The 12,156-nt window shown below is 50.9% G+C and carries 8 protein-coding genes and 1 pseudogene; 2 read left to right on the plus strand and 7 right to left on the minus strand.

The window, feature by feature from the left end:
* From VL197_01015 to VL197_01045, 7 genes and pseudogenes are all read right to left on the minus strand, one after another.
* Positions 1–338 (minus strand): cupin domain-containing protein (locus VL197_01015; protein ID HUJ16551.1); only part of this gene is annotated, 338 nt, incomplete at its 3' end.
* A gap of 262 nt (positions 339–600) precedes the next feature.
* Positions 601–1,107 carry a BglII/BstYI family type II restriction endonuclease gene (locus VL197_01020; protein ID HUJ16552.1) on the minus strand — a complete coding sequence of 169 codons (507 nt, stop codon included), beginning with the start codon at positions 1,105–1,107 and terminating at the stop codon, positions 601–603.
* Positions 1,108–1,159: 52 nt separating this feature from the next.
* Positions 1,160–1,969: a hypothetical protein gene (locus tag VL197_01025; GenBank protein HUJ16553.1), complete on the minus strand. Its 810-nt coding sequence runs from the start codon at positions 1,967–1,969 to the stop codon at positions 1,160–1,162.
* Positions 1,966–5,985, minus strand: coding sequence for a hypothetical protein (locus tag VL197_01030; protein HUJ16554.1), 4,020 nt, complete (start codon positions 5,983–5,985; stop codon positions 1,966–1,968). The genes VL197_01025 and VL197_01030 overlap by 4 nt, the downstream gene beginning before the upstream one ends.
* A gap of 50 nt (positions 5,986–6,035) precedes the next feature.
* Positions 6,036–6,320: a S24/S26 family peptidase gene (locus VL197_01035; GenBank protein ID HUJ16555.1), complete on the minus strand. Its 285-nt coding sequence runs from the start codon at positions 6,318–6,320 to the stop codon at positions 6,036–6,038.
* A gap of 129 nt (positions 6,321–6,449) precedes the next feature.
* Positions 6,450–6,861, minus strand: a pseudogene (locus VL197_01040) (DNA/RNA helicase domain-containing protein).
* Positions 6,862–7,067: 206 nt separating this feature from the next.
* Positions 7,068–7,391 carry a hypothetical protein gene (locus tag VL197_01045; GenBank protein HUJ16556.1) on the minus strand — a complete coding sequence of 108 codons (324 nt, stop codon included), beginning with the start codon at positions 7,389–7,391 and terminating at the stop codon, positions 7,068–7,070.
* Between the two features lie 885 nt (positions 7,392–8,276).
* Between VL197_01045 and glmS the strand changes: the two genes are divergently transcribed.
* A complete protein-coding gene (glmS, locus tag VL197_01050; GenBank protein HUJ16557.1) occupies positions 8,277–10,346 on the plus strand; it encodes a glutamine--fructose-6-phosphate transaminase (isomerizing) in 2,070 nt (689 codons plus the stop codon).
* A gap of 57 nt (positions 10,347–10,403) precedes the next feature.
* Complete coding sequence (locus VL197_01055) at positions 10,404–10,763, plus strand: hypothetical protein (GenBank protein ID HUJ16558.1); 360 nt, start codon at positions 10,404–10,406, stop codon at positions 10,761–10,763.
* Positions 10,764–12,156 lie beyond the last annotated feature (1,393 nt).

Raw genomic sequence — 12,156 nt, forward strand, 5'->3', positions numbered from 1 at the left:
GTATTTTTTCCATTGTGTACTTTGCCGGGACCAACAGAGAAGACGTCGCCGGCCTTGTACAGTACGTTATCCCTGCCCTCACATTCGAGCAATAGGGTTCCTTCTTGAACAATAACGAACAATTCGGCGGGATGAGTATGCCTGCCCTCTTCCGAGCCCGGCTGTAATTCGACCGCGACCATGACAGCCTCCCGGTCCGGGATGGTCATGTCCTGTTTCAAGAGAACTTTGCGGGTTACTTTCGCAGGTTCCTGTGCGTGCACCACGGGAATCAATGCCATACTAACGAACGCGACCAAAGCAGACAGGGCAAGAATCTTTGAGCATGCGGGTTTCATAGATACCTTCTGAGATACCTCCTGAAAGTTGTTCGTAATCTCCCTATACGCCTCACCTTGCGATAGCACTGTGTGATTGTTGTGCGTATTTGATTATCACCTCCTTTAGAATCATGTCATAAAGCGTTTGCAGAGACCACGGTGTCAAATCTTCTTTTGCAAGAAGCAAGACCTGACCCTGCCGCCGTTTTGACCGGCTGATACACTGGGCTCATGCGCATCTTCTTTTGAATAAATTCCTGCAACTCCTTAAATAGCATTCTCAGTTCTCCGGCAGAAGGCCGATCAGCAATGTCGGCACATTGATCGGCAGGACGCTCAGGCAGGTCTTTGCAAGTTGATATTCTGCCATGTTTTGAACGCTCGCTGCTCTTGTGGGGAAGAATTTCTTTGCTGACGTGGGAACGATCAGGACAGCTAAGGAAAGAAGCCCATTAGCCAGACCGTACTGGAACTTATAGTAATCCCGGTACAAGGTCGAGCTGTTGCCAAACTGCACTTCAACGAACACGAGCCCTTTGCGAAAATCCCCGATCAGCTTGGGTTCCTCCCGGAGAAGCGGCTGTGGTTCCCATCCGAGTTCCAGGAACCGTGCAGCGATGGCCTTGTTGTATGCGGTTTGATGATCATGCGTGGTCTCTGCCTCGCCATAATGGAATTCTTGATCCCATTGTACGGAAGCAACGACCGACTCGACCTCTGCTATTTCAGCAGCCAAAGTGCGTCTGAGCTGATCGCCACAGTGAAAATATGTGAGCTCATACTTCATGATATGGCTTCGATTAATGTAAATTGTAATGGCCTGATTTCATGATGTTCCGCTAGTCCTCGCCAAGCATAAAACCCACATGGCTATGCAGTGTATTGCATGCCGATCCCAAAAGAACACCAAGCCCATCGTCCATTTCGCGCTCGCATGCCTTCAGGAGTAAACGAAGGTCGGCCTTAGGATCGACAGGCCATATTGTACCAGCCCGGTGATATGACGGATCAACATTATATGATTTTGCTTGTCCTTCAATTCTATCCCATCCCTCGTTGGAAATTCGAAAAGCGTCCAATCGTGATGCGCCAGCGAAGAAGTGAAAACTCCTTATCTGGGCCCCATCATGCACAAAATGGTTTCGCATCGCATAGGATAGACCAATTGGCCATCCAAAAGTTTGTCGTAAAGACTCGTAGAGAGTTGCCGCGGTAGTTTTCTTCGTTCTCTCCCGATTGATGAAATGGGAAATGAGTTGAGGCGGGCTCACAGTGTTGAAACCAGCATCAGGGGTGCAAAAGACCTGACCGACCAATCCGGCAATTCTGTCGGCTAGCGCCCAGGTCGTCGTTAAGTAAGCTTGAACACCAATTGTCCGAGCATGCTCGAACTTAATGCGCTTTGAGCCAAACAAGACCATGTCGGCAGTATCAGCGTGAGCTTCGAGCCCGTCCAAAAGATGCAGTGCTGCGTTACGCGCCTCAAATATACTCTTCCAATGATTAATATCGCTGCGATAGTCTACTATTTCTCGGAACATTGTTTCAACTTCAGGTCGAAGCTTTCCTGTATGCCTAGAAAGAGCCGCATAGACGCCATCAAATACTGCTATCGAGGCGAGCATCCTTTGTTCTAGTGTTTTACTCATTCGCCCCTCATCTCCTTTGCCTGCTCTTCTTGGGCCTTGAGCTCTGCCTCAGCAATCGCAAGATTCCATTCCCAGAATGGCCTAAAAGCCGTGTCAGTCTCTGAGTCTAGTTGAGTACGAGCTGTGTTCACTGCATCTATAAACAATTGGGGTACCTGGCCCGGAGTTCCAGACCATGACTTCATTCCATGATGTAAAATAATTACGAAAAGATCTCTTCGTTCTTCATCACTAGCCGCCTTGTTTGCGCGAATAACGACAGGCCGTGCTATTTTCCGCCAGCTTGTACTGCCGATATCATAGGTGCCTGCAACTCTTGCAAAGCACCAAACGTCATCACGAGTCGTTGCTGTTGAAAGTCGTGAAACAATCTCGTCGGGCACAAGCAGCCCTTCGGGATCGACATCATGCAGTATTTCTGGCATGTAATATCCGAGCACAGTCTTATCAAGCAGCATATCTGCAAGGGACTTAATTGCATTGACATTATCAGGATTAGCTATCTCCCTTATTGTAACGGGAGCGACAAAGCTGCTTAATTTTGGATGATGGCTTATTGCCCTAACTACATGCGATTCATCGGCAGCTTCCATCGCACGCCGCTTTTCCAGAGCTCCTGGCAACCACGATAAATGAACCCGCCCGATTCTCTTAAATAAATCTTCAATATACCAATCAGCATTAGCACCGATATCGTCGAGTTTCGGCAATCGTATTAGTTGATTCAGGAACCACTGTCCTAAATCATCTGGAGGCTGTGGAGCCGGAGACTTCTCTCTCACAGCATAGTATATGGTATCTACTAGGTTTCTAATAGCGATCGCGAGATGTGCTGGCTCAATTCGATCCAAGATCGCATCTATGAGCGCTTTGAGCTCTAGCCATTTATAAGTAAATGTCCACCCGATTACTTCGATATATGCTGCACCCTCCTTTTGCTCCAAGAAAAGTCCGCTTAGCGAGCGTATAAAATCATATTCCGGATTTTCTATTTGTGCAGATGCAAGACGAAGCCTAGCATATTGTCGGAGGATAAATCGGATCCTCTGCTCATCGCTACCACACATCTTCATCAATTCCAAGATTAACTGAAAAGCAGATGCTGACGAAGTTTCTTTACGGGTACTTGCTATCCAGCTCACGGTTATATCGATTGCGAATTCAGTTCGAGAAGTAGGTTTTGGTTCTGCAAGAGATTTATATACAAAATCGCGAACGATTTTACTGCTGGTGGCAAGTTCTCCAAGTTTTAACGCCACACCATGTAGATGATAAAGTTCATTTTCATTCCCGAGAAAGAAACTCACGGCACGAGAAAGAAACTCATCAATGCCCCCTGGCTTGCCAGCAGCCAATGCTTCGGCTTTTGCGGCGTATGCAGCATTTTGCTGTTCCCATTTATCATGATTGGTCAGTGGATCAAATTCACTAGATAGGCTGTTGCTGTCATAAAGTGCCTCTAGATCAGTACTAACTTTCTTGAATTCAGGGTCATCGTCAAACCGATAATGCCAATTCCATAAATCGCGTGCTGCCATAAGTTCCGCAAGATTGTCCTTGCGAGCACTTAGTACAGGGTATGCCCACACTAGATCTTCAAGCAACACTTGTCGCATTTGCTTGCGGGATTCCTCTGACTTTACTTGTTTAATGCAATAGTTAACAGTCCTGTGGGCTTCCGCATATAGACTCCATAGCAAATTTCGAGATGCTGACGGTACATCAGCGTCTTTGAGAATATCCTTAAGCCGTGTCAATAACATCTCGCGTTTCTTCCATGCAGGATGGCTTGGTAGAATGATCATTCTGCTAAAGTGGATCGTAAAACCTTCACTATAGGTCTGCTGTCTTTCAACTGAAAGAGTCGGTTCTAAGAGCGCCTTTACTACGGCTCCCTTAGCAGGAGTGGCTGGCACGTTAATAATCTCTTCGAGTAATTGATACGAAATAGTGCTTGCCGCTTCCGTAAAATCGGCCGAGAAATGTGGCCCCCCACCTATTGTTCTTCCGATCAGCTGACCAGCCCGTTTCCCATCGTTCGGAAGCCCGCCTGTTCGCCGCAACCCAACTTCAGCCTCCAATTCTGCCAGGATGCAAAGCTCTTTAAGCACAACCACGCAGTCATTTGCAGACTGAGCACCCATTGCCGCGTGAAATATAGGCCATGCCAGTGCCATAACGATGTCATCCTGGCCTATCTCACGACTACCAAAATAACCCTCAGTTTTTTCACTTTTGACAATAGAAGATCGAAGAGCGCGACTGATCTCGACAGTATCAGGAGGACGATACGCAGCGAAATCCTGAAGGACTTCCGCAATTATAAGTCGTTGGCTTGCAGTCGTTTCTGCGAGACCAGCAAGGATACCAGTAAATAAAGGATCCAGCAGAGGAACAGCTTTTCCAGATAGCCGTAGAAGAAATTCAGTCCGCGCCAATGAAGTGAGAATGGTCCGCCCTAATGCGCTAATGCTACCCTTTAGAACGGCATCACGAACACCAATTACAATATTTTTCGCGTCCTCCGATGGTTGGATCGGAGTAGCACCGTAGCCAATATCGACAGACAACCAGCTTAGAAGTATGTGATCCCGTAAGACGTCGGGCTTGAGCTCAACCAATCGTTGCTCCGCTCCGCGCTGCGTGAGACCACGCCGCTTAACTAAATCAGCCAGTAATTTCAAAACTGCAGTATCGTTATCAATTTTACACACGCCTCTTAACAGCTCAAGGGTTGCCTTGTCTTCTCGATTTATAGTCCCGAGGAGTGCAATATATTGTAGCAGTGTATGAACCTGATCTTCGTTGGCATCTTGCTGAAGCTTGATAATTTCACTTACATATAGGTCTGCCAGATCTGCCGCCGTGGCAGGTACTTTTGCAAGATCTCCATGCACTTCGAGAACGTGAACTGCAAGTGTAAGCCAGATCGGACGATTCGAAAAACGTGCAGCAAGCTTGCGAGCAGCATCCTTGCGCCAATCATTGGGAGTGCCACCAAGAGGACCGGAGCTAAGAAGATCAAAACACATTTCCTCCGCTGCCACAGCTGCGAGCTCACTTATCTGTAGTTCCTGAACCCGCTCCTTCACTCTGGGAGAGAATAAATATCGTAGTACTGGATTTTTAGGTGAGCGGACAGAAATTGCGACCTTCCATTTTGCCGTACGACCGAACCGCGAGCCTAACTGTTCCGATAAGATGCGCAGCAACTGCGGATCATCAGGCTCATCAACGAGCAATAGTGTGGTGCGTTCGGAAACGATGGAGTCAAACCAGGTGGATGAGGATGCCATACTAGCGACGTTCGCCCAAAAGACTTGCCACTCCCCCTCCGATGCGATTTCATCTCCAGCCTCAACAAGAAGTCGTGTTTTTCCAATTCCCCCTTCACCGTGAACAACAAGGAACAAGGCATCCGATAACAGGAAAGAGCGAACATCTTTTGCTTCGGCCTCGCGCCCTCGGAATGTTGTGAGTGTTTCGCGTCTCAAAAAAGGGTCTTCCTCCGGCAATCGCTCGCGAATCTCGGGCAGAGAAAGAAAAACCCGTGTTTCGTTCTCGAAAAAAGACCGCTCTACCTCCGGATGTTTGTCAAGAAGTCCGTCAAGATTTGCGCGTTCCCAATAGTCTGGATTCAACCCCTGTGCTAGGAAGAGAGGGACCACCTCGGCATCCCACCTCTGTTTGTCTGCGGGATTGAATACCGCATTGGTAACAAGGCGCCAGTGTGTTACTCCCTTCCACTGGAGATGTCGTGCGTGTTCCGGCTTTCGATATTCTGCGATCTTAGCAGCTTCACTTTTTGCGTCTGTAATCGCTTTAGTAGCTGAGCCGTCCTCATGGTGTTTAGCCTGAAATACTCGTAATCCATCGCCTGAGCGCGCATCCTGCCCACCATCTTTACCTCGACGACCGAAAAGTGCTGCCTTCGGATCCTCGAAAAAGATAAGGGTAGTTACAAGCGCCTCAAACGTAGCTCCAGATGTAATAAGACCCCATTTTCTCTTTGTCATTATGCCTGTCCGCGGAACTGAGTCACAGCCCCGCCGCCCCCCCTGCTCCTCTACTCCTCAATGACTCTCTCAAATATCCCTATCACTGACAGATGCTCCCCTCCCGTCAAAACGATATCCTCATGTTTCTCGTTTAGGGAGGAGAGAACGATCGCTTTCGCTTCACCGATATTTTCATTGCTTGAAGTCCTTGCACTTCGATATTGTTTGATCAACGCAACAGGTGCCTCGCCGGCAAACCCACGCACCTGGCAGAGTATGATCTTGCCGTTTCGACTGCCTCCCGGGTCCTTCCTAAAAAGGTACAATTGGCCATCCTTGATCTTCGGCTCCATTGAATCACCTTCGGCCCGGACCAGGAATCTGTCCTTTGCAAAAGGTCCGTCTTTGACCGGCTGCCATGAGAAGCTCTCTTCATTTGCGAAATAGCCTTCGAAGGTCTCAAATGAGGCATTCGCTGCTGCTCAAAGCTCTAGGAGTGGCAGCGCATTCTCGTATGGTCGGATTTCCTGGACAAGTGATTCCAGGCGGCTGTTAAAATAGTCCCTTGTTTCGTCATCGACAAAGTAGACATTGCAGCCTTTTTGTCCACGGGTCATCAGGGTCCTGTAGGTGTTTTTGATAATCGCATCAAGCCGCTCCTTAGCAACAGCTGGGTCTTGATTCATCAGCGCTCTCCAGCCGTGGATCGACCTGTCCATTCCTGAGCGTTCTTCCGGTTTTGTGATGATCTGTCCGTTTCGGACTATCAGATCGGGACCGATGATCACGCCTATATAATCTACTTCCAATCCCTGACACGTATGAATGCAACCAACCCTCGCTCACCGATTCCGGCATAATAATCCAGGCCTGGCCATCGGTCTTTAAATTCCACGTCGCCCTGGGGAACCCCGGAGGGTCAGGTATTGAATGTTGATGTTCTCCTCTTCTATCCTTCATGCTTCTCTTCCTCATCCTTCCCCGTCATGAACCGCTGCGCATCCGGTCGATCTGTTCACGGGCTATGTCTTCGGGGCCTAGGGCATTCAATCTTCCTTAAACTGACAATGTGCGTAAATTGTACTGCACCGATCTCGCTCTTATAACAGCTTACAGAGCCCGTCAATCACATGTCTTTGAATGCCGTCCGCAAGACGCCGGGCGCTGGCTTTGGCCGCGGCATCCAGCTTGATGGTCTCCAGTTCTGTGAGAACATCCATCTGTGTCACGAGCCTTTTAAAACCTGCGGGTGTCAACGCGCCTGCTGCAAGCATGACGGTCCAGTGTTCGACATTTACCGCCTGCAATCTCACAAATTCAGACTCATCGTTCTTGGCTGAAATGATAAGTTCTTTAAGTTCTTCCTTGGCCAGCGTCGCGGACTCATCGGCTAAACCATCTATGTAATCCGTGAACTTGCTCATAGAGGCCTTTATTCACCGTGAGACCTGAGCCGCCGAGAGTTCTGGGCCCTGCTTCACACTGACCTTCTTCCGGTAAAACGGGGATGGAATGCGGTTCCGAGGTGGATGTTTGATATGCGAATAAACAGGTTGTTCGGGCAGGAGCCGCTAACGCAAAAGTACTATAACCACGGGCAAAAGTCCAGAAAAGAGATGGCGATCTGTGTATTGCCGGATACTCTTTCGTAGCCGTTGGTTGTTCAGCAATTCGTCCGGCGAAAGCTTAAGATCAACTGGGCCGCGGAGATCATTGCTGGTAGTCTCAAATAAGAGAGGACCGGCCAGTCTATCGGCCCTGAGGCGATCTACAAGTTAATCTATCACCAGGGCACTCTGGATCGAAAGCAACTATCGGCCAGGAAAATGTCTGGGCTTCAATTTACACTTGGAGGCCACTCACTCATTTGTCATAAGGTACAGGGTACGGTTTTTTCGCGGATGGAGTGGTTATTTCGCGTCTACTAAATCGAAAGTATCAACTGTATATAATGGATACACATTACATGAGCGATTGGATAAGAAAAAAGTAGTATGAAATATATAAAGCACTCTATTGTAATGAAGAATTGATTCAGACTCCGATTCACTGTTGTATTCTCCGGAGCCACTTATTGTAGGCACCAACGATTATTGTCGTGCCATCTACCCCGAAATGACAAATCAGAGGTCAAAAAAGGAATTTTGTCTTCTCTTATAATGTTCTAATAATAAAAAGGAATAAGGGCACCGCACGAGTTTATCACCCTCTGGCGTATACGGCACCCATCTTGCTTTATATCTGACAGGTAACGTGTCAAGGATGGCAATGCTGTTGTCTGTATTTTGAGAGTCGGCGAGGGAGAGATCGTGAGCGGAATCGTCGGATATGTCGGGAAAAAAGATTCTTTGCAGCTTCTCTTTGACGGTCTTACCCGTCTGGAGTACCGAGGCTACGATTCGTCGGGAATCGCATTCAAGAACGGATCGGGGATCGAGGTTTACAAGACTCCGGGCAGTCTGAAGGACCTCCAGAAAATGCTGCCGACCCCCTTACCAATCATTACGATCGGTATCGGCCACACCCGATGGGCCACCCATGGGGCGCCGTCCACGGCCAACGCCCATCCGCACACCGTAAAAGGCGTCTCCGTGGTGCACAACGGCATCATTGAGAATTACCGCGAGCTCAGGACCGAACTGGAAGCTGCAGGACATGTCTTTTCCTCACAGACGGACACGGAGGTAGTGCCCCAGCTGATCGCCCGCTATCTTGACCGCGGTCTTCCCATCGACGAGGCGATCCAGCACGCGGTCGCGCACCTTCGCGGGGCTTATGCCCTGGGGATCATCCACGAGGGCACGCCGGAAACGCTGTTCGCGGTCTGCAACAACAGCCCCCTCGTCATCGGAATAGGCGCGGATGCCCAGTACCTCGCGTCCGATGTTCCCGCCCTCCTCCCCTATACGAGGAACTTCATCCATCTCGAAGACGGGCACATGGCCGTGCTCAGAAGCAGCGGGGTCGATCTGAAGCATGTCGATTCCCGGGAGCCCCTGCCGCTCGAAGGGAAGATCGTAACGAACAACTGGACGCCAGCGATGGCCGAGAAGCAGGGATACGATCATTTCATGCTCAAGGAGATATACGAGCAGCCCCAGGGGGTCATGGACACCCTGCGGGAGTGGCTGGACGACACGAACAGGCTGATGGACGAGATGGGCATCTCGGGCACCATCAGGGATCTCAGGCGGCTCCATATCGCGGCCTGCGGTACTTCGTACCATGCCGGTCTCGTCGGCCGGTATATGATCGAGAAGTTCGTGCATCTCCCCGTGGCCGTGGACATCGCCTCGGAGTTCCGGGACATGAGCCCGATCATCCCGAAGGGAACGGTGCTCATCACCATCACGCAGTCCGGAGAAACGGCCGATACCCTCGCGGCGCAACGCGTAGCCAAGGAGAACGGAGCGCGGACCCTGACGATCTGCAATGTCGTGGGCAGCACGACCACGCGCGAGGCCGATTCGGTCCTCTACACGCGCGCGGGGCTGGAGATCGGCGTGGTATCCACCAAGGCCTTTACCGCCCAGCTTGCCGCCCTGAGTCTCCTGGGCATTGCCCTGGGCGCCAAGAAAGGCAAGATCAGCAACCTCGAGATCCAGACGCTCAAGCCGTTCCTGCTCGACCTGCCGGGGCTCATCCGGCAGGCGCTCCAGACCGATGAAAAGGTCAGGGAGATCGCAAAGACCCTGGCTGGCGCCAAGAGCATGCTCTACGTCGGCCGGGGGATAAACTACCCCGTCGCGCTCGAAGGCGCGCTCAAGATGAAGGAGCTCGCCTACATTCACGCTGACGGGTATCCGGCCGGTGAAATAAAACACGGCCCCATCGCGCTGATCGAGGAAGGCGTCCCCGTGGTTTTCCTGGCAACGATCGACGGCCTGCACGAGCGGATCCTGTCGAACATCGAGGACGTAAGGGCGCGGGGAGGAAGGATCATCGTGGTCACCGATTCGCCCGCCGCCTTCCGCAACAAGGCGGACGACATGATCGTGGTGCCGGCGACGCATCCCGCGCTCGTTCCTTTTGTCACCATCGTGCCGCTGCAGCTCCTCGCCTATCATGTCGCCGTGATCAAAGGCTGTAATGTCGACCAGCCGAGGAATCTGTCCAAGAGCATAACCGTCGAGGACAAGTGTCATAATACCGGCTGCAGCTATTCCCGTTTTTGCCGCACGAGCATAGCCTGCGCGGCAATCACGCCGGACGAGAAAAAAAGCATCGCCCACAAGGTGGTCAGGCTTTTACATCTCAGCAACTGGGAGCAAATGTCCGCTGCCAGCCTGCTCGAATCCAGCGGGCAGGAACTGGGGAAAGCAGTGCATCAGGAACAGGCGTCGAAGGGGCTGAGCACCTGCTTCGTGTCCCCCTACTAGCGACAAGCGCTGCCTGGCTCTCGGCGCGGAAATGGCTCTCACGAGGAAGGAGGGGCTATGAAAACCATACCATCAAAGATTGCTCTCCGGGCGGCATATGCGGTCATTCTGCTGCTGTTGGGTTTTGCTGCCGGCTTTCCGGTCGGGAAGAGCGCTGGATTTGTCACCGGCAGCGAGTGGTCTCTTGTCCAGGCGGACCTCCTCGCGCGGGAGGCCGGCGTATTCATGCCGGTAAATTATCAGCAGGGAACCTTCCATGTGGTCGTGAAACAGCGAAGGCACTTGTACCGGGATGCTCAGGAGCGCGCCGACAGGTTTGAAGCGAAGATGCTTACGAGAGATGCTTACGAGAGCTTGGGCAGCGGTGCGTTGATGGAGCGCGTTCGACCGGCGAGAAAGATATCGCTTATGCAATAGGAACCGACTACGCTTGGCGATTGATAGGGAGGTACAGCGTCTTAAGATTCGGTTTGCTTCGTTTTAAACCCGGATGTCTTTTCAGTTTTTTCTGCGACATCTGCCTGTGCCCGCGTCATGGCAACAGCAGGGTACGACATCTGCAGATAGAAAGGACCTGTGAGAATTCTGTCCACAGATTACACAGATTTACGCAGATAGATTCTAACTCGGCGGGAGAACCAGAGTCTTAGATTCGGTTTGTGTCGTTTTAAACCCGGATGTCTTTTCAGTTTTTTCTGCGGCATCTGCCTGTGCCCGCGTCATGGCAACAGCAGGGTACGACATCTGCGGATAGAAAGGACCTGTGAGAATTCTGTCCACAGATTACACAGATTTACGCAGATAGATTCTAACTCGGCGGGAGAACCAGAGTCTTAGATTCGGTTTGTGTCGTTTTAAACCCGGATGTCTTTTCAGTTTTTTCTGCGACATCTGCCTATGCCCGCGTCATGGCAACAGCAGGGTACGACATCTGCGGATAGACTAGGTTCTAAAAGAATTTTGTCCACAGAGTACACGCCCTGCACTCAAGGGTCCCGCTCGTAAACGCTGGGTGCAGGCAGATTTGCGCAGATAGATTCTAACTGGGAGAAAATCTGTGCTATAGTATAAATAAGGTGCTTGAATATCCCGGTTTGCCTTGGGTTTTGAGGGGAGAGGTACCGTAGTAGACAGAGCGCCTTCATGCATGATGCGGTGTGCAAGCCCTCACGAGCAGCAGAGAGGGAAGCCTGAAGCATCTGCTGAGGCAAATACTGTGGAACCAGCCTCGCAAACACTCAAAACTCAAGGCACTACTTTTTCCTTCCTTATAGTAGATGGTTCTTCTGACTTTTGTGTGGGTCGATAAAGAGTCACCTATGTCCTTGCACTTAACTGTTATCAATCATTATCAGCATACACATAATGTTTTTTTCATGTTTTTTTCGCGTCACCTTTCTTGCGCGCCCAAAGAAAGGTGACCCAAAGAAGGGCGCCCGGCGAAAATTCTTTACGCCAGGCTCGGTCGTCCTCGGTACATTTCGGAAACTCGCCCTTTGGGCTTAGACAGTCCGAAATGCTTAACCCTCGGATGGCCTGTATTCGCGCTGCGCACGCCCTGCATTCGCGTAAACACTCATAAGCGCTGGGTGCAGGCTCATGAACACTGGCTACAGGCTCGGTCGCCTGGCTAAATTTTCGCATGGGAACTACGCAAGAACCTTTGCTTCTAATCTTTACCCAAACCCCGCACGTCCCCGGAGTAGACCTATGAAATATTTGGGCACCTGTCTTGGCCTACGGTAGCGTTCCAAAGGGCGAATGCGCACTGTCTGAGGCCGCAGGCCGAGTTTGCGCGGTCGAGCGGACG

This window comes from Nitrospirota bacterium, from assembly GCA_035516965.1.
Classification (GTDB): domain Bacteria; phylum Nitrospirota; class UBA9217; order UBA9217; family UBA9217; genus MHEA01.

Bases quoted from the DNA above. Each gene is read 5' to 3' on its own strand.
- VL197_01035 (HUJ16555.1), bottom strand. From the start codon at position 6,320: ATGGAGCCGAAGATCAAGGATGGCCAATTGTACCTTTTTAGGAAGGAC.
- VL197_01020 (HUJ16552.1), bottom strand. From the start codon at position 1,107: ATGAAGTATGAGCTCACATATTTTCACTGTGGCGATCAGCTCAGACGC.
- VL197_01055 (HUJ16558.1), top strand. From the start codon at position 10,404: ATGAAAACCATACCATCAAAGATTGCTCTCCGGGCGGCATATGCGGTC.
- VL197_01045 (HUJ16556.1), bottom strand. From the start codon at position 7,391: ATGAGCAAGTTCACGGATTACATAGATGGTTTAGCCGATGAGTCCGCG.
- VL197_01025 (HUJ16553.1), bottom strand. From the start codon at position 1,969: ATGAGTAAAACACTAGAACAAAGGATGCTCGCCTCGATAGCAGTATTT.
- VL197_01030 (HUJ16554.1), bottom strand. From the start codon at position 5,985: ATGACAAAGAGAAAATGGGGTCTTATTACATCTGGAGCTACGTTTGAG.